Below are 21,699 nucleotides of genomic sequence, written 5' to 3'. Positions count from 1 at the left end.
AAAAAACAATGTCAGAAGCCAGCAACAAGCCAAAAAGTCAGCCTAGCCGTCCGCAAAACGCTACTCCTCGTCCCGCGCAAGCGCCGAATGCCCGTTCCGGGCAGAAGCCGCCGCGCGGCAGTGGCCGACCACGTTTAACGCCGGAGGAGCTGGCCGTGCGCGAGGCCGAGCGCAATTTCCGCAATCCGCTGCCGCCGATTACCTATCCCGAAGACCTGCCGGTGTCCGGCCGTCGCCAGGAAATCGCCGAGGCGCTGCAGAACAACCAGGTCATCATCGTCTCCGGTGAAACCGGTTCCGGCAAGACCACGCAGCTGCCGAAAATCTGCCTGGAGCTGGGACGCGGCCAGAAAGGCCTCATCGGCCACACCCAGCCGCGCCGTATCGCCGCCTCGTCGACCGCCAAGCGCATCGCCGCCGAACTGGGCTCGCCGCTGGGCGAACACGTGGGCTTCAAGGTGCGCTTCGCCGACACCTTGCAAAAAGGCGCCTCGGTCAAGCTGATGACCGACGGTATCCTGCTGACCGAGACCCAGAGCGACCCGCTGCTGCGCGGCTACGACACCATCATCATCGATGAAGCGCACGAGCGCAGTCTGAACATCGACTTCCTGCTTGGCTACCTGAAGCAGCTGCTGCCGCGCCGTCCCGACCTGAAGGTCATCATCACCTCGGCCACCATCGACGCCGACCGCTTCGCGCGCCACTTCGGCACGCCGGAGAAGCCGGCGCCGGTGATCGAGGTGTCGGGCCGCCTGTACAAGGTGGAGGTGCGCTACCGCCCGATCGAAAGCGATGTGCCGAACAAGGCCAACCCGGGCGGCAACGCCGTCGCCATCGCGAATGCGGAAGGCAAGGGCGCGCGCACCGCCGCCGCCCGCGAAAAGCGCGACCTGATGGACGCCGTGGTGGACGCGGTCGATGAACTGGCCCGCCTGGGCTCGGGCGACGTGCTGGTGTTCCTGCCCGGAGAACGCGAAATCCGCGACGCCGCCGAAGCACTGCGCAAGCACCACCCGCCGCACGTGGAAATCCTGCCGCTATTCGCCCGCCTGTCGGCCGAGGAGCAGGAGCGCGTGTTCAAGCTGACCAACGCGCGCCGTATCGTCCTGTCCACCAACGTGGCCGAGACTTCGTTGACCGTGCCGGGCATCCGCTACGTGGTGGACGCCGGCCTGGCGCGCGTGAAGCGCTACAGCTACCGCAACAAGGTCGAGCAGCTGCAGATTGAGCCGATCGCGCAGTCGGCCGCCAACCAGCGCGCCGGCCGTTGCGGCCGCGTGGCCGACGGCGTCTGCATCCGCTTGTATGAAGAGCAGGACTATCTGCAGCGGCCTAAATTTACGGAGCCGGAGATCCTGCGTTCCTCGCTGGCCTCCGTCATCCTGCGCATGAAGACCCTGCACCTGGCCGATGTGGAGACTTTCCCGTTCATCGAGCCGCCGCTGGCGCGCGCTATCGCCGACGGCTATCAGCTGCTGCAGGAGCTGGGCGCGGTCGATGAGTACAACCAGATTACGCCGCTCGGCAACAAGCTGGCCAAGCTGCCGCTCGATCCGCGCGTGGGCCGCATGATTTTGGCCGCGCTGGACAACGTCTGCCTGAACGAAGTGCTGATCATCGCTTCGGCCTTGTCGGTGCAGGACCCGCGCGACCGTCCGCTGGAGCACCAGCAGGCGGCCGACGAGGCGCACAAGAAGTTCGCCGACGAGAAGTCCGAGTTCCTCAGCTATCTCAAGATCTGGAACTGGTTCGAGAACGCGATTGAGCACAAGAAGACCAACCGTCAGTTGCAGGACAACTGCCGCAGCAACTTCCTGTCGCAATTGCGCCTGCGCGAATGGCGCGACGTGCATTCGCAACTGCTCACCATCGTCAAAGAGCAGGGCTGGCGCCTGAACGAGCTGCCGGCCACGTACGAGAACCTGCACATGGCGCTGTTGACCGGCTTGCTGGGCAACGTCGGCTTCAAGCAGGAAGACGATCCTGGCTTCCTGGGCGCGCGCGGCATCAAGTTCCATATCTGGCCGGGTTCTTCGCTCAGCAAGAAGCCGGGTAAGTGGATCATGGCGGCGGAACTGGTGGACACCACGCGCCTTTATGCGCGCTGCATCGCGCAGATCCAGCCGGAATGGCTGGAGAAAGTCGGCGGCCACCTGCTGAAGAAATCGTGGGGCGAGCCGCGCTGGGAGAAGAAAACGGCGCAGGTCACCGCGTCCGAGCGCGCCACCTTGTACGGGCTGGTGGTGTACAGCCAGCGCCGCATCAACTACGGCTTGTTCAATCCGGCCGAGGCGCGCGAGATCTTTATCCGCGATGCGCTGGTGGGTGGCGACTACGAGACGCGTGCGCCGTTCTTCGCGCACAACCACAAGATGATCAAGGATATCGAGAACCTTGAGCACAAGTCGCGCCGCCAGGACGTGCTGGTGGACGATGAACTGATCGCCGCGTTCTACGACAAGCTGATTCCGGCGGAGGTGGTCAACGGCGCCGGTTTCGAGAAGTGGCACAAGGACGTCACTGCCAAGGAACCGAAGCTGCTGTTCCTGAACCGCGATGAGCTGATGCGCCACGAAGCGGCCGGCGTTACCACCGACTTGTTCCCGAAGATCATGAACGCTTCGGGGTTGGAACTGGCGCTGACCTATCACTTCGAACCAGGCAGCGTGCGCGATGGCGTGACGCTGGCGGTGCCGCTGTATGCCTTGAACCAGCTGTCGCGCGAGCGTTGCGAGTGGCTGGTGCCGGGCATGTTGAAGGAGAAGGTGCACCTGCTGCTGAAATCCCTGCCGCAGAAACTGCGCCGTCACTGCGTGCCGCTGCCCGATTACGTGGCCAAGTTCTGCGAACGGGTGGAGGAGAAGCACGCTTTCGGCCGTGGTGAGTTGATCGACGCGATCATCGCCGACATCCGCGCGCAGATCACCATCACGCCGCTGACCACGGACTTCAAGCCCGAGACGCTGCCGGCGCACCACTTCATGAATTTCAAGGTGATCGACGAGCATGGCCGCCAGTTGGACATGGGCCGCAACCTCGCCACCTTGCAGGCGGAGTACGGCACGCAGGCGCGCGAAAGCTTCCAGAAGATGGCGGAAGCCTCCGGCCCGCAGAGCACCGTCGCCGCCCGCGCCATCGCACCGGCTAAGGGCAGCACCGCACCTGTGAACGTCGCTCCCGCGAAAGCGGGAGCCCATACAGCGCCTGCCGCATCAACCAGCAACATCACGCTGACCAACCTGACCTCATGGACCTTCGGCGAGCTGCCGGAACTGCTGGAAATCGCCCAAGGCAAGCTGACGCTGATCGGCTTCCCCGCGCTGGTGGACAAAGGCACGCACTGCGACCTCGAAGTCTTCGACGACCCGACGGTCGCCGCGCGCACGCACCGCATCGGCCTGCGCCGCCTGTTCGCCTTGCAGATGAAGGACCAGATCAAGTTCATCGAAAAGAGCATCCCCGGCCTGCAGCAAATGGGCATGCAGTTCATGAGCATGGGCACGCAGGAAGAATTGCGCGAGCAGATCATCAACAAGGCACTGGACATCGCCTGCCTGCAGGATCCGTTGCCGATCGACGCCGCCAGCTTCACCAAGCGCAAGGAAGATGGCAAGTCGCGCCTGGTGCTGTTGGTGAACGAGATCGCGCGCCTGCTGTCGCAGGTGTTGACCGAATTCCACGGCCTGCCCAAGCGCCTGCAAGGCTTGCCGCAGCAGGCGGCGCAGGACATGCAGCAGCAGCTGCAAGGCCTGGTGCACAAGCGCTTCCTGATGGAGAACGACTACAGCCAGCTGTCGCACTTCCCGCGCTATCTGAAGGCGATGAACGTGCGGATCGAAAAGCTGCGCGGCGATCCATCCCGCGATACGAAATTGATGGCCGAGTGGCAGCAGGCCGCGACCTTGTATCAGCGCGCCAACCGTGAAAAATCGGCTGGCAAGAACACCGATCCGAAAATGGTGGAATTCCGCTGGATGCTTGAAGAATTGCGCGTGTCGCTGTTTGCCCAGGAACTGCGCACGCCGATGCCGGTATCGGCCAAGCGCTTGCTGAAAGTGTGGGAATCCATGCAGCGTTAAGCGCGCTGCCGAACGTTGGCGACGGCGGCTTTCCGGTAGACTATTTTGCAACAATGGGAGTGTTGCGATGGTCAAGTCCGGTAAGCTGCTGCGAAGTCTGATACGTGCCGGTACGCGCACGGCGAAACTGTTCGCCGCCGCCACCGCGCCGCCCAAACCCAAACCCAAGCCGAAGCCGAAGCCGAAGCCGAAGCCGAAGCCGAAGCACGCCGCCGCCAAGCCGCGTGCCACCACGCCCCTCGCCAAGCCGCGTGCCGCACCTGTCGCGAAACCGCGCGCCGCGCCCGTCTCGAAGCCCGCCACCGCCGCGCGCACATCGCGCAGCACTGCCGCGCCGTCGCCCGTCGCTCCCGGCAAATGGCTGTCCTCCCACGTCCCCACTGCGGGCGGGCAGCGCATGAACTACTGGCTCTACCTGCCCAACAAGATCCCGGAACGCGCCGCAAGCAAAGGCCTGCCGCTGATCGTCATGCTGCACGGCTGCCAGCAAACCGCGACCCAACTGGCGCAAGGCACGCGCATGAACCTGTGGGCCGAGAAAAAAGGCTACGCCGTTCTCTATCCTCAGCAGCTGGCCAGCAGCCACCCGCAGCGATGTTGGAAATGGTACGACCGCGACACGCAGCACGGCGGTGGCGACGTCCCCACCATCGTCGGCATCATCCACAAAGTACTGACGCAATACCTGATCGACCGCTCGCGCATCTACGTCGCCGGCATCTCCGCCGGCGCCGGCATGGCCAACATCCTCGCGCTGAATCATCCCCGTCTGTTCGCTGCGGTCGGCCTGCACTCCGGCCCCGCCTTCGGCGCCGGCCACAGCACGCTCGGCGCGCTGGGCGTGATGCGCCATGGCGCACCGGGCCTGCGCGCCGACGTCGCCGTCAACGAAATCCTGCAACGCCACCCGCAGTTTCCTGGCATGCCCACCATCCTGATACAAGGTGAGAGCGACGACGTGGTACGTCCCATCAACCAAATCCAGTTGATGCGCCAAAGCCTGCTGCTGAACCGCCTGAACACACCGGCCAAGGTCACGCACAAGCCGCGCGGCCGCCACAACGCCCACCGGCTGCACGATTTCTACGCCGGCCGAAAACTCATGCTGCGTGTGGCGCCCATCGAACAACTGGACCACGCATGGAGTGGCGGCGATCCCGCGCTGGCCTTCAACGCCAAATCAGGCCCCGACGCCAGCAAGATGATGCTGGAATTCTTCTCACGCCATCAGCGTACCTGAACCTTGCTCACACGGCCCTGCGCATCGAGCATCACAATGGCTGGACTCTCACCGTGGCGAGGAGAACACCAGCGTGCGCGGCTTCTCGGCGCCCGGCGTAATGGCCTAATCATGAGTTGAATCAACGAGGAGGCAGCGGCTGCTCAATAGAATACTTCTTGTTTATGTGTATCCCATGAAATACACTTCAAAGGCTAGCTATGGACGTCCTCCAGACGGAACGCTTCAGCTCCTGGTTCTCGCGCTTGACGGACATTAAGGCTAAGGCCCGCATCCAAGTAAGGATAGATCGGGCAGAGGCGGGTAACTTTGGTGATCACAAGTTCGTGGGGGAAGGTGTATCTGAAATGCGGATTGATTATGGTCCCGGTTATCGGGTGTACTACACGCTTCGCGATGGTGTGCTGATTATTCTTCTTGCCGGAGGGGATAAGTCATCGCAGGCCAAGGACATCAAAATTGCGCGTGATCTCGCGCGACAGTTGTAGGAGGTTGTATGTCACTCAAACTGAAAAAATGGGACAGCGCTGAACATCTCCAGACCAAGGAAGATATCGCGATGTATTTTGATACCTGCCTTGAGGAGGCTGGCGATGATGTAGCGTTTATTGCCAAGGCGCTTGGCAACATTGCTCGCGCTCATGGGATGACGGAGCTTGCCAATGATACCGGGCTCGGGCGGGAAAGCTTGTACAAGGCCCTTTCCGTTGAGGGCAACCCAAGCTTCTCCACGATATTGAAAGTCACGCGCGCACTCGGTTTGCAGTTGCGCGTGTCCGTGGCGGTCTAAAGCAGCAGGAAGGCCAGCGCTGATACGGCAGTGGGCAGCAGTGCGCCGGCCAACAGGCCGAGGGTGCCAATGGATTGGTCCTGGAAGCCGCGCCGCAGCAACGACACGCCGGCCGGATTGGGCGCGTTGGCGATCACCGTCAGGCCGCCGCCGGTGACCGCGCCGGCCACCAGCATGTATTGCGACTGCACCGAGATGCCATCGATGAGCGAACCGAGATAGGTGAGGGCGGCGTTGTCGGTGATGGCGGTCAGGCTCATCGCGCCGAAGAACAGTGCCAGCGGCGACAGGCTTTCCACAATCGGCTGCAGCCACCATTGCTGCATCCCGCCCAGCACCACCAGCCCGGCCAGGAAGAAGCCCACCAGCAGCCCCTCCTTGATGATGAGCGGATTCTGGTAGCGCTGGTAAGCCGTGGTGAATCCCAGGAACAGCATGAAGATGCCGAGGAACAGCACCGGATGGTGGCCCAGCACCACCACCGCCGCCAGGAAGCCCAGGTGGATCAGCGTAACCGCCAGTGGCACGGCTGGCGCTACCTGTACCGCTTCTGAGGACGGCGCGTTGGCAGCCGTGGCGCGCAAATGCTTGCGCAGCACGATGCTGATCGCGGTGGCGTTGATGATCACGGCCACCATCGCCTTCCAGCCGAAGTGCGCGGCCATGTAGCTGCTATCCCAGTTCCAGGTGCCGGCCACCATCAGCACCGGCGGCGCGGCATAGGCGGTCAGCAGGCCGCCGATCGAGATGTTCACGAACAGCACGCCCAGCGCGGCGTACTTCAGCTTTTCCGGCATGCCCTCGCGGAAGATCAGCGGCGCCAGCATCAGCGCGGCCAGCGTCATGGCGGCCGGCTCGGTAATCAACGAACCGGTCAGCGGCACCAGCGCCATGCCGAACCACACCAGCGCCAGTTCGGTCGCTACCGGCATGCGCCTGGCCAAGGCCAGCAGCACTTGCTGCACCACCTCCAGCACCGGCCGCGAGGCCGCCACCACCATCACCACGAACACGAACAGCGGCTCGGTGTACTGGCGCGATTCGGCATACGCGATGGCCGCCTGGCCGCCGTTGAGAAAGGCGATGGCGATCATCAGGATGAAGGCCCAGAAACCGAACACCACCTCCACCTCGCCCAGCAGATGGAACAGCCCGGCGTGACGCGGATGGCGGTGCGATAGCACCTCGAATGATTTGGCGGCGAAGGTGTGCAGCAGCGCCAGGCCGAACAGGATGGCGCCGACCAGTTGTATCGTTTGCAAGGTGTGTCCTTTGATAATTGACTCTACTGCATGGTACAGCAAGGCAGATAGACCTTGCCAAATTCCGGTGCAAAGAGTACTGTGTATTTATACAGTATTTGTGGTAAAATGCCATGACACACCCGGAAACCCTGCACCCGTCCTTGTGGCGCGCGGACCAGCTCGCACAAAGCGCCACGCGCTGCATGGACACAGGCTTTGCCGCCTTGTCCGCGCAGTTGCCCGGCGGCGGCTGGCCGGTGGGCACGCTGATCGATCTGCTGGTGCAACAGAACGGCATCGGCGAACTGCGCCTGTTGCAGCCGGCCTTGGCCGCGTTGGACAAGCGTCCCATCGTGCTGCTGCAGCCGCCACACGAACCGCAAGCGCTGGCGCTGGCCGCCTTGGGCCTGGAACCGTCGCAACTGCTGTGGGTGCGCAGCGGCGCCAAGGCCGGCGATGCGCTGTGGGCCGCCGAGCAGATTTTGCGCAGCGGCTGTTGCGGCGCGCTGCTGCTGTGGCAAAAGCATGCGCGCGGTGAAACGCTGAGGCGCCTGCACCTGGCCGCGCAAAGTGGCGAAACCCTGTTCTGCATGCTGCGGCCCTTGGCGGCGGCGCAGGACGCCTCGCCGGCGCCGCTCAGATTGTCGCTCAGGCCGGCGGCGGGCGGCATCGATATCGGTTTTGTGAAACGACGCGGGCCGCAACGCGATACGCCATTGTTCTTACCCTTAACGCCTTCTTTGTTGCAACGACATGCGCCTCTGGATCGCCCTACACCTGCCACGGCTCCCGCTCGAAGTATTCTGCCCGCGCTGGTCGGAGGATAACTGCACCGTCGTGCTGGAACAGGAGCGGGTGGTGGCGCTGTCGGACCAGGCTTATGCCGCCGGCGTGCGGCTGGGCTTGCGGCGCGGCGGCGCCATCATGCTGGCGCCGCAATCGCAGTTCCAGCAGCGCTCTTTGGCGCTGGAGCAGGAGTCGCTGCAAGCGGCCGCCATGGCGCTGCTGCAATTCACGCCGCAACTGGCGGAGGCGGAGGAAGCCACGCTGCTGCTGGACGTCGGCGCCAGCCTGCGCCTGTTCGGCGGTCTGCGCGCCCTGTGCCGCAAGGTGGCCGAGAGCGTGCGCGCGCTGGGCTTTACCGGCACGCTCAGTTGCGCGCCCACCGCGCGCGGCGCCTGGCTGCTGGCGCGCAGCGGCGGCGGGCGTGTGGTGAAGATGGCCTCGCTGGAACGCCGTCTGGATGCGCTGGCGGTGGACCTGCTGCCGCCCGCGCGCGCTTATCTGGCCTGGCTGGAAGGCATAGGCTGCATGACCCTGGGCCAATTGCGCGGCCTGCCGCGTCCCGGCCTGCAGCGCCGTTGCGGCCGCGCCGTGCTGGACATGCTGGACGACGCCCACGGCGCGCGTCCCGAACTGCACGAATGGCTGGCGGCGCCGGCCAGCTTCCACGCCAAACTGGAACTGTTCGACCGCGTGGACAACGCCGAAGCGCTGCTGTTCGGCGCGCACCGCCTGCTGCTGCAACTGACCGGTTGGCTGAGCGCGCATCAATTGGCCGTCGAGCGCATCCGCCTGTTGCTGGAGCACGAGCGCGGCCGCACCGCCGGCCCGCCGACCGTGATCGAAGTGGTGCTGGCCGAGCCGACCTGGAAGGATGTTCACCTGGTGCGGCTACTGAAAGAGCGCCTGGCCAAGCAGGAGCTGGACGCGCCGGTGATCGGCCTGCGCCTGGAAGCGCCGCAGGTGCAGCCGATGGCGCCGCTCAGCGATTCGCTGTTCCCCGAGCCGGGCGGCAGCAAGGAAGACTGGCAACGCCTGCTGGAACTGCTGGCCGCGCGCCTGGGGCCGGAGAACGTGCTGCAAGCCGTACCCAGCGCCGACTACCGTCCCGAGCAGGCCAACACCTGGCTTAGCATCCAGAAAAAAGTCCGCCCGGCCGACGCCCGCGCGCAGCTGCCGCCGGACATGAGCAGCTTGCCGCGTCCGACCTGGCTGCTGTCCAAGCCGATCCCGCTGCTGATGCGCGACCACCGTCCCTACTACGGCTCGCCGCTACGCATCCGCTCCACCGGCGAGCGCATCGAAGCCGGCTGGTGGGGCGACATGCAAACCCGCGACTACTTCATGGCCCAAGGCGACGACCACGCCCACTACTGGCTATTCAAGGAACGCGGCGGCACCGCGAAGGAACCCGAACCGCGCTGGTATTTGCAAGGATTCTTTGGCTAGCGAGTGTAGATGAGTTAGAGTCCTGGATTACCGATACGGCCAAGCGCAATTATGAAATACGACCCCATCTCTGAAGTGAATGATGCACCCCTCGATGTTGATGACATGACGGTGATGAAGTTACACATCCTTAAAGCTGTGGAAAAATTCGCTTCCCTTCCAGGTGACAACACAGCAGAAGAGAAGGAGCGCCTGTCAACGGTGCTCAATGACTTGCTCAATCGATTGATCGATGGTGTTCAAGCCAACCCGACAAAGCGCTGGGTGCTAGCCGAGTTTCAGCGCTCTTTAGTCTTGGTTGAGAACGAGGACACGGAAGGGCGTGAACATTTCGGTACCGAGCTGGAGCGGATAATGGACGTCTTGGGTATTGAAAGCTCCGATGGCCTGCTTGCTGCCTACCTCGGAGGAATTTGACCCGGCATTAATCGATAGGCACGAAGCGCTGCACTTGCTTGCCGTCGACCTCGATCAATTCGAAAAACACCTCGCGCGGGCGGCACCAGATGGAGCCGTTGGCGGCGCGATATACAATCATGGTCGAGAGATCCGATTCCAGCGTGGCTTCGCACACGTGTTCGTAGATCCCGCCTTTGTAGTGTTGGTAACGCATAGCCTATCCTTTTATGAAATCACAACGACTAGAATTTATCGGCGCCCACGGCCACAAGCTGGCCGCGCGCCTCGATGCTCCCGACGGCGAGGCCAAAGCCTACGCCCTGTTCGCCCATTGCTTCACCTGCGGCAAGGACGTGTTTGCCGCCCGCCGCGTGGCGCAGGCGCTCACCGAACATGGCATCGCCGTGCTGCGCTTCGATTTTACCGGGCTCGGCGATAGTGAAGGGGAGTTTGCCAACACCAATTTCTCTTCCAACGTGGCCGACCTGGTGGTCGCCGCCGATTTCCTGCGCACCAACTACCAGGCGCCGCGCCTGCTCATCGGCCATAGCCTGGGCGGCGCCGCCGCGCTGGCGTCGGCCGCGCAGATGCCGGAAGTGAAGGCCGTGGTCACCATCGCCGCCCCCAGCACCACCATCTCCATCACCGGCATGTTCAGCCAGCACCTGGACGAGATCGCCCGCGAAGGCGAGGCCGAGGTGCAATTGGCGGGACGGCCGTTCCGCATCAAGCAGCAGTTCGTGGACGATGCGGGCGAGCACAATTTGAAGGGGATGATCGCCGGCCTGCGGCGCGCGCTGCTGGTGATGCATGCGCCGGGCGACGATACAGTGGGCCTGGCCAACGCCATGGAGATTTTCACGGCGGCCAAGCATCCGAAAAGTTTTATTTCGCTCGACAGCGCCGACCATTTGCTGACGCAGCGTGAAGACGCCGCCTACGTGGCCAACCTGATCGCGGCTTGGTCGGATCGCTACCTGTTTTAGAAGTCTTCCGACAGGTCTTTCCAGCCCTTGCTGGCGGCAAAGGTGGCGAACTCGTCGGGCGATTCCAGTACCAGCAGGCGTGCTTCCTGCAGCACCGGGTCGCCGGCCGTCAGTTCCGGGCCCTTGTAGCCGACGGTGCGCAGTTGCGCCACCACCGAAGCGATCAGGGATTTATCTTTGTGCAAGCCGGAAATCGGCGCATTGAAATCCACGTACACTTCGATGGCGCCGTAACCTTCGTCGAAGATGCGGATCGCCTTGGCGTCGTGGGCACGGTTGGAACCGTCGGTGGCCTTGAAGGGGCCGCTCAGTTGGATGTCGGTGTCATTGTTCATGAGCGCAGCATACAAGTTTAGTCGACCTTGGGCAAGGCCATGCCGCGCTGTACCGCGGGCCGGGAACCGATCAGTTTGAGCCAGCGCTGTAGCCCTGCCATGTTGTCGAGCTTGTCGCCCAACACCGGTTTCATCTTCTCCAGGACCGCCATCACCCACGGGTAGCAGGCGATGTCGGCAATGCTGTAGTCGTCGCCGGCGAGGTAGGTGTGGCGGGCCAGCTGTTTGTCCATCACGCCCAGCAAGCGCTCGGCCTCGTCGATGAAGTGCTTGGTCGCCATCTCCGATTTCTCTTCCGCGCGCAAGGCGAAAAAGCCGAGCTGGCCCAGCATCGGGCCCAGGCCGCCGATCTGCCAGTGCAGCCATTCCAGCACCTGGTAGCGCTGCGGGCCGGACGCCGGCAGCAGCTTGCCGGTCTTTTCCGCCAGATAGGTCAGGATGGCGCCGCTTTCAAAGATGCTGACGCGGTTGCCGTCGGCGTCGATATCGACGATGGCGGGGATTTTGTTATTGGGGGAAATCTTGAGGAACTCGGGCTCGAACTGCTCGCCCTTTTGGATGTTGACGGTCTTGATGGTGTATTGCAGGCCCAGCTCCTCCAGCATGATGGGAATCTTGCGGCCGTTCGGTGTGGTCCAGGTGTGCAGTGTCAGCATGGGGTTTCCTTCAGCGCGATACCGTGTTACGTCCCTTGTGCTTAGCACGGTACAGCGCCTGGTCGGCCAAGCGATAGATTTCCTCCTGGCCCTGTTCCGACTCCGGCGCGATAAATGCCAGCCCTAGCGACAAGGTTACATGGTTTGCCGGCGGATTGCCCTGATGCGGAATCAACCGTGCGGCCATGCAGGAGCGTAACTGTTCCGCCAGCGCCAGGCTTTGACTTTCGCCGCTGCTGGCGAACAGGCAGGCGAATTCGTCGCCGCCGGTGCGGAAGCACAGGTCGCCCGGACGATGCAGCGTCTGCCGCATGCACTCGGCCACGGTCTTGAGCACCAGGTCGCCCTGCGGATGGCCGTAGGTGTCGTTGTACTCCTTGAAGCGGTCGACATCGACCAGCAGCAGGGTCAGGATGCGCTCGTCGCGGCGGGCGCGTTTTTGTTCTTCGGTGAAACGGATGTTGTAGTAGCGGCGGTTGTAGAGGCTGGTCAGCTCGTCGGTCACGCTGTCGATGCGCGCGGCCTTGGCGTCGGTGATGTCGGTGGAAACGGCGCAGGTCGCGTAGACCTCGCCGCTGGCGTCGAACAGCGGGAATTTCACCGTCATGTAGGTGTGCAGCGTCTTGTCGCGGTGGTAGACCTGTTCTTCCTCGTGGATGGCGCGCTTTTCCAGCGCGGCCTTGCGGTCGTTGGCCCACAGTTGTTCGGCAATCTGCGGCGGGAATAGTTCGAACACGCTGGAGCCGACAAAGGTGTTGGCGTCGTAGCCGTCGAGGATTTCGAAGTGGCGGTTGGCCATGGTGACCTTGCCCTGCAAATCCTTGGTGGAGATCAGCACCGGCGCATGGTCGAGCAGGGCGCGCAGGATGCGGTCGGACTCGCGCAGTTCGTCCAGCTCTGCGCGTGGTGGGGAGGAGGCGTTGTTCCGGTCTTGCATGAAACCAGTATAGCGCCAGGCCTCCCCAATATTGTGAAAAAATTACTTCAGCGGTTGCAGAATAGCATCAAGGCGATCAGGCGTTCCGGTGATGCGTTCCAGGCGCGGATACTTCAGGCCGTCGTGGTAGTCGAGCGCCACGGTCTGGTACAGATTGCCCTTTTTGATCAGCAGCTTGATCGGCTCCTTGCCGCCTTTGGCCGCCGTCACCGCCGCGCGCAGCAGCTCCGCTTTGTAGGCGCGGCCGTTGACCGCCAGCAGCACCGAGCCGCCCGACAGGCCGGCCTTGAAGCCCACGCCCTGCCACTGGAACGCTTCCAGCTTGCCTTCCTCGCCTACCGAGAAGCCCAGCGAGTATTGGAAGTTGGCCGACTTGCTCAGGTCTTCCTGGGCCTTGAGGAACTCGGTCGGTTTTTCCGTGTAGACCAGCTTCCAGCCGGCGCGCGCCAGGCCGTCCAGCGGCGCGCCGGGACCGTTGCCGTCCAGGCGGCTGCGCAGGAAGGACTTCCAGTCGTAAGGCTGGACCGCGTTGAGGGCCTTGACCACGTCCTCGAAGGTGTAGTGGCTGGCCACGTTGACGCCGTCGTCGACGCCGAAGAAGCTGCGCGCGAAGTCGTTCAGCGATTTGGTTTCGCCGGACAGTTCGCGGATCTTGGTGTCGGCGTCCAGCCAGATCAGCTGGCCTTCCGAGTAGTAATCCTCGGCGCGCTGCCAGTTGTTCCAGCCCTGCGGGCGGCGGGCGTTGACGATCGGGTCGTTGACGGTGTCCTGCACGGCGCGCCAGTCGCGGCCCTTGACGTTGTCGTAGCGGGCGGCGGTGGCGGCGATCAGGTCGCGCGTGTGTTCGGCCTTGATCAGGCCCGAGCGCGCGGCCAGCACGGCGCCCCAGTACTGGGTCTGGCCTTCGTACACCCACAGCAGTTCGTTCTGCAGCGGGGTGTTGAAGTCCGGTACGTTCTGGCCGGCGGGGCGGCGGAATTTGCCGTTCCACGAGTGGGTGAATTCGTGCGACAGCAGTTCGCGGCGCGCCTCGTGCTTGCTCCAGTCGGCGAAGTAGCCGAGCTTGACGCCGTTCTCGCTCGACTGATGATGCTCGCGGCCGATGCCGCCGAATTCATCGCTGATGGCGAACAGGAAATCGTAGTGCTTGTAGTGCTGCGAGTTGAACAGCTTGTAGGCTTGCTGCACCATGTCGCGGTGCGGCGCGATCTGTTCCGGCGTTGCTTCCAGCTGCTCGGGCGAGTCGGCCACCACGTTCAGGTGCACCGGAATCTTCGCGCCCGGATCGAGGTCGATGCGACGGAAATAGCGACCGGCGAACAGCGGCGAATCGATCAGGGTTTCCAGGTCCAGCGGCTTGAATGCGACCACGTCGCCATTGCGTTGCTGCTGTTCCAGCGCGCTGCCGTACTGCCAGCCCGGCGGCACGGTCAGGTTGGGTTGCACGGTGATCTGGCGGCTCTGGTAGCCGGCCGGATACAGCGTCACCGATTGCCATTGCACGCCGAGGATGTCGTTGGTCATGGTGGTGCGGCCCTGGTTGGGTTCGACCGGCGACAGGTATTGGAATTCCACCTCGATGCCGCGCGCGCCCTTCGGCACCGTGACGCTGAAGGCGTACACATTGACCGGGTCGCGCTGCCACACCAGCGGCTGGCCGTTGGCGCTGACCTTGAGGCCGGCGAACTGGTTCAGCGCGCCGCTCGGGCCGTGGTTGCCGGGGATCCATTGCGGATACAGCAGCGTCAATTTGCCCGGCTTGGCCGGAATGCTCTGGCGCACGCGGAAGATGTTTTGCGCGGTGTCGGAAGCGTCTACATTCAGAACGATGGTGCCCGGGTAAGGCTGATCGGAGGCGGCCTGGGCGCTAAAGGCGGTGGCCAGCGCGGCGGCAAGTACAACACGGGTAAGGAACATGGCGGTTTCAAAAAACATTGGACAAGAGGACGAGTGTAGCACGTGGGCAACGAAATCTTTTTTAAAAAAAGTCCCTTGAAAGGCTACCGACGCATCCTATATGGGACTCACCGGTTGCCCAGAAGGGGGCCGGCAGAGGGGAACTCCCCACCATATCGCTTAAACTGAAAAGGATATTTACCATGCGTAATTTTGACCTGACTCCACTGTATCGTTCCGCTATCGGCTTTGATCGTCTGGCACAACTGCTGAACGACTCCCAGCGCAGCGACACCCCTAGCTATCCCCCATACAACATCGAGCTGGTCTCGGACGACCAGTACCGCATCGTGATGGCGCTGGCCGGCTTCAGCCGCTCGGAAATCGACATCACCTTCGAACGCGATTCGCTGCACGTGGTCGGCCGCAAGCAGAAAGACGCCACCGAGCGCACCTATCTGCACCGTGGCATCGCCGCCCGTGATTTCGAACAGCGCTTCCAGCTGGCCAACCACGTCAAGGTGACCGGCGCCAGCTTCGACAACGGCATGCTCACCATCGAACTGGTGCGTGAGATTCCGGAAGCGCTGAAGCCGCGCAAAATCGTCATCGACGGTGGCGACAACGTGACCGCCCTGGAGCAGCGCGCCGCTGCTTAATCTAGGCATAAGGTAGCAACAAGACTGGCCGGTTTATCCGGCCAGTTTTACGTTGCAACACCGTATTTTGATTAAGTAGGGCCTAAGTTTTTAGCGTCATATTGGATACATCTAAAGTCCTCATTTAACAGGGAGAACCGTTATGTCCAAATCTACTCTCAAGCGTGCCGCAGTCGCCGTCGCCGTGCTGGGCGTGGTCGGCGTCGGCGGTGCGGTCGCAGTCAAACAAAACGCCGCTGTTGCCGCCGCCACCGTGCCTGCCGCCGCCATTGCGCCGGCCGCTACCACCGCCGCCACGGGTGCGCCGGCGCCGGTTGCCGCGCCAGTCATCTCGCTGCCCGATTTCAGCGTCATCGTCGCCCACAACGGGCCGGCGGTGGTCAACATCAGCGTCACCGGCAGCACCAAGGCCGCTTACGGCGGCGACGGGCCGCAGGGCCGCAACGATCCGTTCGCGGACGATCCCTTCTATGAATTCTTCCGCCGCTTCCAGGGCCAGCAGCGCGGCGGCCAGCGCGCGCAGCCTACCCATGGCATGGGCTCGGGCTTCATCATCAGCGCCGACGGCATCATCCTGACCAACGCCCACGTGGTGCGCGACGCCAGCGAAGTGGTGGTCAAGCTGACCGATCGCCGCGAGTTCCGCGCCAAGGTACTGGGCTCCGATCCGCAAAGCGACGTCGCCGTGCTGAAGATCGACGCCAAGAACCTGCCGGTGGTGCCGCTGGCCAGCAACAACGACCTCAAGGTCGGCGAATGGGTGCTGGCGATCGGCTCGCCTTTCGGCCTCGACAACACGGTGACCGCCGGCGTGGTCAGCGCCAAGGGCCGTTCGCTGCCGGATGGTAATGTGCCCTTCATCCAGACCGACGTGGCGGTCAATCCCGGCAACTCGGGTGGTCCGCTGTTCAACACGCGTGGCGAGGTGGTCGGCATCAACTCGCAGATCTACAGCCAGACCGGCGGCTACCAGGGCTTGTCGTTTGCGATCCCGATCGATGTCGCCAACAAGATCAAGAACCAGATCGTCGCCACCGGCAAGGTGGTGCACGCCAAGCTGGGCGTGAGCGTGCAGGAGGTGAATCAGGGCTTTGCCGATTCCTTCAACCTGGCCACGCCAGAAGGCGCGCTGATCGCCAACGTCGATCGCGGCGGCCCGGCCGACAAGGCCGGCCTGAAGGCGGGCGATGTGATCCGCTCGGTGAACGGCAACAAGATCGTCAGCTCGGTCGACCTGCCGTCGATGGTGGGCCTGTCGACGCCGGGTGAGAAGATCACGCTGGAAGTCTGGCGCCAGGGCAAACTGGTGCAGCTGACCGCGACGCTGGGCAACGCCAACGACAAGGTGGCGCGCGAAGAAGTCGCCACCGAGGAGGTGGGCGCCAAGCTGCGTCTGGGCCTGTCGCTGCGTCCGCTGGACGCGATGGAACGCCGCGAGTCGGGCATCGCCAACGGCCTGCTGATCCAGGATGCCGGCGGCGCCGCCGCCAACGCCGGGGTGCAGCCGGGCGACGTGCTGCTGTCGGTGAATGGCCGTCCGGTCAGCAGCATCGACCAGGTGCGCGACGTGGTGGGCAAGGCCGGCAAGTCGGTGGCATTGCTGATCCAGCGTGGCGACGATAAAATCTTCATCCCGGTACGTTTGGGGTAATCTACGGGCTGGCAGAAACGCTCAACAAAAACAGAAAGGAAACAATATGCGCCTTTTGCTGGTGGAAGACGATACGATGATCGGCGAGGTGGTGCTCGACCTGCTGCGGGCCGAGCACTACGCGGTCGACTGGGTGAAGGACGGTGACATGGCCGACACCGCCCTGCAAACCCAAACCTACGACTTGGTGCTGCTGGACCTGGGCCTGCCGCGCAAGGACGGCCTGGAAGTGCTGCGCTCGATGCGCCTGCGCAAGGAGCTGACACCGGTGCTGATCGCCACCGCGCGCGACGCCAAGGAGCAGCGCATCGCCGGCCTCGACGCCGGCGCCGACGACTACGTGCTCAAACCCTACGACCTCGACGAACTGCTGGCGCGCATCCGCGCCTTGCTGCGCCGTTCGGCCGGCCGCGCCGAGCCGGTGTTCGAGCACGGCAACGTCTCGGTCAATCCGCAAACCCGCGAAGTGCTGGCTGACGGCAAGCCGGTCAGCCTGTCGGCGCGCGAATGGGCGGTGCTGGAGGCGCTGATCGCGCGGCCGGGCATCGTGCTGTCGCGCCATCAGCTGGAAGAAAAGCTGTACAGCTGGAAGGATGAGGTCAACAGCAACGCGGTGGAAGTCTACATCCACGGCCTGCGCAAAAAGCTGGGCGCCGAGCTGATTCAAAACGTGCGCGGCCTGGGCTATATGGTTCCAAAACTATGAAGGTGAAGATGCCGTCGTTGCCGTCGCTGCCGCGCGTGCCGGTGGTGACGCACTCGCTGCGCGGCCGCCTGCTGTGGTTCCTGCTGGCGGCCATCACCATGGCGGCGGTGGCGCAGGCGATGATCGCCTACCGCACCGCGCTCAGCGACGCCGACCAGATCTTCGACTATCACATGCAGCAGATGGCGATGTCGCTGCGTTCCAGCTCCACGCTGACCAACAAGGCGGCCGATACGGCCGCCGATCCCGAAAACGACGACCTGGTGGTGCAGGTCTGGACGCCCGACGGCGCCCAGGTGTTCCGATCGCTGTCGCGCGCGGCGTTGCCGCAGCGGGCCGTGCTCGGCTTCTCCAACGTGCGCGTGAAAAACACCACCTACCGCATTTTCTCCGTACAGACTTCCAACCAGACCGTGCAGGTGGCGCAGGACATGGCGGTGCGCCAGCGCATGGCCGGCACGCTGGCGCTGCGCACGGTCGGCCCGATCGCCGTGATGGCGCCGGTGCTGATGCTCGTGGTGTGGTGGGTGGTGTCCGGTTCGCTGGCGCCGGTGTCGCGCGTCAAGCGCCAGGTGGCGGCACGCCAGGCCGACGATTTGTCGCCGGTGTCGGAAAACGATTTGCCCGATGAAGTGCTGCCGCTGGTGCAGGAGCTGAATTTGTTGTTTGCCCGCGTGCGCACGGCGTTCGCAGCGCAGCAGCACTTCGTGGCCGACGCCGCGCACGAGCTGCGCACGCCGTTGGCCGCGCTCAAGCTGCAGGTGTTGAGCCTGGAGCGGGCGCCGGACGAGGCGGCGCGCAAGGTGGCGGTGTCGCGCGTGACCGGCGGCATCGAGCGCGCCACGCGCCTGGTCGAACAGCTGCTGGTGCTGGCGCGACAGGAGGGCGGTGGCGAAGAGATCAAGCTGGAACCGGTCAGCCTGGGCGAACTGATTAAACGGGTGCTGGGCGATATGAACGGCCTGGCGCAGGCGCGCCAGATCGACCTCGGCCTGCACTACGCCGACGAAGTGACGGTGGCGGGCCAGCAGGACGCCTTGATCATCCTGCTGCGCAACCTTATTGACAACGCCATCAAGTACACGCCGGCCGGCGGCACGGTCGATATCGAGGTGCGGCGTAGCGTGGCCGCCACAAAAACCGCCAAGCCACGGGTGGTGCTGAGCGTCGAGGATTCCGGCCCCGGCATCCCGCCGGACGAGCGCGAACGCGTGTTCAGCCGGTTCTACCGCGTGCCCGGCAGCCCTGCCGGCGGTAGCGGTCTGGGCATGGCCATCGTGCAGTCGATCGCCGAGCGCCACGGCGCCGTGCTGTCGCTCGATCAGTCCGAGCGCCTGGGCGGCCTCAAGGTCAAAGTCGATTTTCCTGAGACTGGCAAGCCCACTCCAGCTTAAAATGCCGTTTTGACACGGTGTTGGAGCAGGCATGAAGAAAATCGGCTTTTCGGGAACCCTGGACCCGATCACCAACGGTCACATGTGGGTGATCAACGAAGCCCGTTCGCTGGCGGACGAGGTGGTGGTGTTCCTGTCGGAGAACCCGGCCAAGAGGCCCCGGTTCTCGGCCGAGGAGCGCAAGAGCATCATCTCGCTCAGCTGCGCCGAGCAGGGCTGGGACAATGTCTCGGTGCTGATCGTGCGCGGCGACTACACGGCGCGCGCGGCCAAGAAGCAGGGCGTCGAATGCCTGATCCGCGGCATTCGCACCACCGCCGATTTCGATTACGAAAACCTGATCCAGCAAACCAATGTGGACGTGCTGCAGGGCGCCAAGACCGTGTTCGTCATGCCGCCGCGCGACCTCGGTTCGGTCAGTTCTTCGTTCGTGAAGGCGCTGGAAGGGCCGATCGGCTGGAACTGGATCATGAAGAAGTTCGTGCCCGGTCCGGCCTACCACGCCTGGGTGCTGGGCTGGCTGCGGCGCGAATGGGAAATCCTGTGGGACTACGAGCACCGCGACGCCACCGCCATCGCCCACGCCGACCAGTGGTTCGTGCAGCTGACCGGCGCCACCGCCTACGGCGGCCAGGCGCGCTACTATCACAATCTCGACCACCTGGTGCATGGCCTGTGCGAAATCCGCGTATGGGCCGCCAACACTCAGCCCGAGCCGGCCGACGTCGATATCGTCAAGCAGGCGTTCTGGTTCCATGATGCGGAGTACGGCCACAACGCCGCGCCGGACGCGCCGAGCAACGAGGAGGCCAGCGCGCAGTTATGGCTGGGCAGCCATCTGGCGCAGGAGATGGGCGATGCGGCGGAACTGATCCGCGCCACCGACCATTTCCAGGAAGCGGCGATCACACACCGTTTGAAGGATGTGCTGTTGTGCGTGGATCTGGCCATCCTGGGGCAGGACGACGAGGTGTATCAGAACTATGCGCGCGCCATCCGCCAGGAATACAGTCATCTGTCGGACGCCCGCTACCGCGAGCAGCGTGGCGGCGCGCTGGCGCACCTGTGCCGCAAGGCGCAGGCCGGCCAGCTGTATGGCAACGAGTATTTCGCCGACCAGTACAACGAGCGCGCCATCGATAATATGCAGCGCGAGATGGCGCGGCTTGCCGCCTAGGACTGCTTAGACGGTAGGAGGCAGCTCGATCTGTTCCTTGCGCGCGGCGATGGCTTCGCCCAGCGCCATCAGGTCGAGCTTGGCCTTGCGGGCTTTCGGGAACATTTCTTCTTCCTCTTCCTTCACGTGGTGGTCGATCAGCTCGCCCAGCACCTTGACCTTGGCGTCGAACAGGTCTTCGGTCGGTTCCATGCTGATGATCTGCGCGATCAGGTCTTTGGCCGATGCGTGCTCGACCACGGCTTCGTCCACCAGGTCATCTTCCTTGGTTGCCTTGCGCACGGCCGGGTAGAAGATTTCTTCCTCGGCGGTGGCGTGCTTGGTCAGCTCTTCGCAGATCTGCAGCGCGAGTTTGTGTTTGCTGACATGCGCGCGGTCGCCCAGTTCCTCGTACTGCTCGAACATCGATTTCACGTGTTCGTGATCTTCAATCAGCAGCGCAATCGCGTCTTTGGGTTGGGTTTCGGTCGGAATTGGCTTAGGAATCTTGCTCGGCGAATGGGAAGTGGTTCTCATGTTGGCTCCTTGCATGGCTAATGAACAGGCGGGTGACTACCTGTTCACTTTAGGAGCGACAGCCATGCCGGTCTGTGCGCCGCACCACGCTGCTTCAGAAGCGATTCCAGTTATTGCGCCGGTGCTCGCTGGCCTCCATCATCAGATGGCCGGCTTTTTGCTCATCCTTGGGCGTCAGGGTGTCGCCCACCTGCATGGTCAGGGCCAGCTCCTGGATCGCCGGGGGATATTCGTGTTCGGCCGCTTCGTGCAATAACTCGCGACCCTTGGCGCGGTCCTGCGCCACGCCGATGCCTTCGGTGTAGATGTTGGAGAGCAGGAACATGGCATGCGCATTGCCAAGCTCGCTCGCCTGCGCCAGCCAGCGCGCCGCCTGCACATCATCGCGTTTGACGCCATCGCCGTTCTTGTAGAGCAGGCCCAGCATGAGCGAGGCGCGGGCGTGCCGGCGCTGCGCGGCGATGCTGTACCACGGCACCGCAGCGGCTGGCGCTACGGTGCGCTGCATCTCGCCGAGCTGGAACGCCGCTTCCGTATCGCCGCCGCGCGCGGCCTGCTCGAACAGACGCAGGGCGTCGGCGCGTTGCTCCGGCCGCGCCTGGTACACGATGGCCAGCTCACGCTGCGCCACCGGCAGCTTCTGCTGCGCCCAGGCCATGAGCTTGCGCTCGGCATGGGCGTCGGCCTCCTGCCGGGCCTTCATGCCGATGACCTCGATCTGCGCCGAGCTCGGCTTTTCATGCTGGATCTGGCAGCCGAACAGCAAGGCCGAGCCCAGGACGACGATCAGGGCGCGCAT

21 protein-coding genes are annotated in these 21,699 nt (G+C 63.7%); 13 read left to right on the top strand and 8 right to left on the bottom strand.

Features of this window, described 5'->3' with window-relative positions; translation table 11 throughout:
* Positions 1 to 8: 8 nt before the first annotated feature.
* The 4 genes from hrpA to ACXZ1M_RS06510 all read left to right on the top strand — a co-directional run bounded on the left by hrpA (position 9) and on the right by ACXZ1M_RS06510 (position 6,112).
* On the top strand, positions 9 to 4,082 hold the full coding sequence (gene hrpA / locus ACXZ1M_RS06525) for an ATP-dependent RNA helicase HrpA (RefSeq protein ID WP_459052379.1): 4,074 nt from the start codon (positions 9 to 11) through the stop codon (positions 4,080 to 4,082).
* Between the two features lie 67 nt (positions 4,083 to 4,149).
* Entirely contained in the window at positions 4,150 to 5,322 is a 1,173-nt protein-coding gene (locus tag ACXZ1M_RS06520) for an extracellular catalytic domain type 1 short-chain-length polyhydroxyalkanoate depolymerase (RefSeq protein WP_459052378.1), read from the top strand.
* A 200-nt stretch (positions 5,323 to 5,522) separates the two neighbouring features.
* Entirely contained in the window at positions 5,523 to 5,810 is a 288-nt protein-coding gene (locus tag ACXZ1M_RS06515; protein ID WP_459052377.1) for a type II toxin-antitoxin system RelE/ParE family toxin, read from the top strand.
* 8 nt (positions 5,811 to 5,818) lie between these two features.
* The gene (locus ACXZ1M_RS06510) at positions 5,819 to 6,112 is read left to right on the top strand and encodes an addiction module antidote protein (protein WP_459052376.1); all 294 of its coding nucleotides are present in this window, start codon (positions 5,819 to 5,821) and stop codon (positions 6,110 to 6,112) included.
* Here ACXZ1M_RS06510 and ACXZ1M_RS06505 read toward each other — a convergent pair.
* Positions 6,109 to 7,374, bottom strand: a complete 1,266-nt coding sequence (locus ACXZ1M_RS06505; protein WP_459052375.1) for a putative Na+/H+ antiporter — start codon at positions 7,372 to 7,374, stop codon at positions 6,109 to 6,111. The genes ACXZ1M_RS06510 and ACXZ1M_RS06505 overlap by 4 nt on opposite strands.
* A gap of 113 nt (positions 7,375 to 7,487) precedes the next feature.
* Here ACXZ1M_RS06505 and imuA point away from each other — a divergent pair, with 113 nt between their 5' ends.
* From imuA to ACXZ1M_RS06490, 3 genes are read left to right on the top strand one after another with little or no spacing between them, the layout of a single operon-like run.
* Positions 7,488 to 8,183 (top strand): translesion DNA synthesis-associated protein ImuA, encoded by a 696-nt coding sequence (gene imuA / locus ACXZ1M_RS06500; protein WP_459052374.1) that lies wholly within the window; start codon positions 7,488 to 7,490, stop codon positions 8,181 to 8,183.
* The gene (locus tag ACXZ1M_RS06495) at positions 8,110 to 9,588 is read left to right on the top strand and encodes a Y-family DNA polymerase (RefSeq protein WP_459052373.1); all 1,479 of its coding nucleotides are present in this window, start codon (positions 8,110 to 8,112) and stop codon (positions 9,586 to 9,588) included. Before imuA ends, ACXZ1M_RS06495 begins: the two co-directional genes overlap by 74 nt.
* A 51-nt stretch (positions 9,589 to 9,639) precedes the next feature.
* Complete coding sequence (locus tag ACXZ1M_RS06490; RefSeq protein ID WP_459052372.1) at positions 9,640 to 10,005, top strand: DUF4844 domain-containing protein; 366 nt, start codon at positions 9,640 to 9,642, stop codon at positions 10,003 to 10,005.
* A 7-nt stretch (positions 10,006 to 10,012) separates the two neighbouring features.
* Here the strand turns inward: ACXZ1M_RS06490 and ACXZ1M_RS06485 are convergent, their stop codons facing one another.
* Positions 10,013 to 10,201 carry a DUF1653 domain-containing protein gene (locus ACXZ1M_RS06485; RefSeq protein WP_459052371.1) on the bottom strand — a complete coding sequence of 63 codons (189 nt, stop codon included), beginning with the start codon at positions 10,199 to 10,201 and terminating at the stop codon, positions 10,013 to 10,015.
* 13 nt (positions 10,202 to 10,214) lie between these two features.
* Between ACXZ1M_RS06485 and ACXZ1M_RS06480 the strand changes: the two genes are divergently transcribed.
* Positions 10,215 to 10,973: an alpha/beta hydrolase family protein gene (locus ACXZ1M_RS06480; RefSeq protein ID WP_459052370.1), complete on the top strand. Its 759-nt coding sequence runs from the start codon at positions 10,215 to 10,217 to the stop codon at positions 10,971 to 10,973.
* Here ACXZ1M_RS06480 and ACXZ1M_RS06475 read toward each other — a convergent pair.
* The 4 genes from ACXZ1M_RS06475 to ACXZ1M_RS06460 are packed head-to-tail and all read right to left on the bottom strand — an operon-like array spanning position 10,970 to position 14,818.
* A complete protein-coding gene (locus ACXZ1M_RS06475) occupies positions 10,970 to 11,308 on the bottom strand; it encodes a hypothetical protein (protein WP_459052369.1) in 339 nt (112 codons plus the stop codon). The two genes, ACXZ1M_RS06480 and ACXZ1M_RS06475, sit on opposite strands and share 4 nt — an antisense overlap.
* A gap of 17 nt (positions 11,309 to 11,325) precedes the next feature.
* On the bottom strand, positions 11,326 to 11,964 hold the full coding sequence (locus ACXZ1M_RS06470) for a glutathione S-transferase family protein (RefSeq protein WP_459052368.1): 639 nt from the start codon (positions 11,962 to 11,964) through the stop codon (positions 11,326 to 11,328).
* Between the two features lie 10 nt (positions 11,965 to 11,974).
* Positions 11,975 to 12,901: a sensor domain-containing diguanylate cyclase gene (locus ACXZ1M_RS06465; RefSeq protein WP_459052367.1), complete on the bottom strand. Its 927-nt coding sequence runs from the start codon at positions 12,899 to 12,901 to the stop codon at positions 11,975 to 11,977.
* Between the two features lie 42 nt (positions 12,902 to 12,943).
* Positions 12,944 to 14,818, bottom strand: a complete 1,875-nt coding sequence (locus ACXZ1M_RS06460) for a M61 family metallopeptidase (RefSeq protein ID WP_459052366.1) — start codon at positions 14,816 to 14,818, stop codon at positions 12,944 to 12,946.
* A gap of 182 nt (positions 14,819 to 15,000) precedes the next feature.
* On the opposite strand from ACXZ1M_RS06460, the gene ACXZ1M_RS06455 reads away from it, so the two are divergent.
* The 5 genes from ACXZ1M_RS06455 (at position 15,001) to coaD (ending at position 20,384) form a co-directional block, all read left to right on the top strand.
* Complete coding sequence (locus tag ACXZ1M_RS06455; protein ID WP_459052365.1) at positions 15,001 to 15,456, top strand: Hsp20 family protein; 456 nt, start codon at positions 15,001 to 15,003, stop codon at positions 15,454 to 15,456.
* 142 nt (positions 15,457 to 15,598) lie between these two features.
* Complete coding sequence (locus ACXZ1M_RS06450) at positions 15,599 to 17,107, top strand: DegQ family serine endoprotease (RefSeq protein ID WP_459052364.1); 1,509 nt, start codon at positions 15,599 to 15,601, stop codon at positions 17,105 to 17,107.
* A 46-nt stretch (positions 17,108 to 17,153) separates the two neighbouring features.
* On the top strand, positions 17,154 to 17,813 hold the full coding sequence (locus ACXZ1M_RS06445; protein ID WP_373988430.1) for a response regulator: 660 nt from the start codon (positions 17,154 to 17,156) through the stop codon (positions 17,811 to 17,813).
* Positions 17,810 to 19,207, top strand: a complete 1,398-nt coding sequence (locus tag ACXZ1M_RS06440) for an ATP-binding protein (protein WP_459052363.1) — start codon at positions 17,810 to 17,812, stop codon at positions 19,205 to 19,207. The genes ACXZ1M_RS06445 and ACXZ1M_RS06440 overlap by 4 nt, the downstream gene beginning before the upstream one ends.
* A 31-nt stretch (positions 19,208 to 19,238) precedes the next feature.
* Positions 19,239 to 20,384 (top strand): pantetheine-phosphate adenylyltransferase, encoded by a 1,146-nt coding sequence (gene coaD / locus ACXZ1M_RS06435; RefSeq protein ID WP_459052362.1) that lies wholly within the window; start codon positions 19,239 to 19,241, stop codon positions 20,382 to 20,384.
* A gap of 6 nt (positions 20,385 to 20,390) precedes the next feature.
* On the opposite strand, the gene ACXZ1M_RS06430 is transcribed toward coaD, so the two are convergent.
* On the bottom strand, positions 20,391 to 20,900 hold the full coding sequence (locus ACXZ1M_RS06430; protein ID WP_459052361.1) for a hemerythrin domain-containing protein: 510 nt from the start codon (positions 20,898 to 20,900) through the stop codon (positions 20,391 to 20,393).
* Between the two features lie 94 nt (positions 20,901 to 20,994).
* On the bottom strand, positions 20,995 to 21,699 hold the full coding sequence (locus ACXZ1M_RS06425) for a tetratricopeptide repeat protein (protein WP_459052360.1): 705 nt from the start codon (positions 21,697 to 21,699) through the stop codon (positions 20,995 to 20,997).

The sequence above is a fragment of the Duganella paludis genome (genome assembly GCF_054461335.1).
Note: the sequence above shows the minus strand (reverse complement) of the source record. Positions and strands in the feature narration are given on the sequence as shown.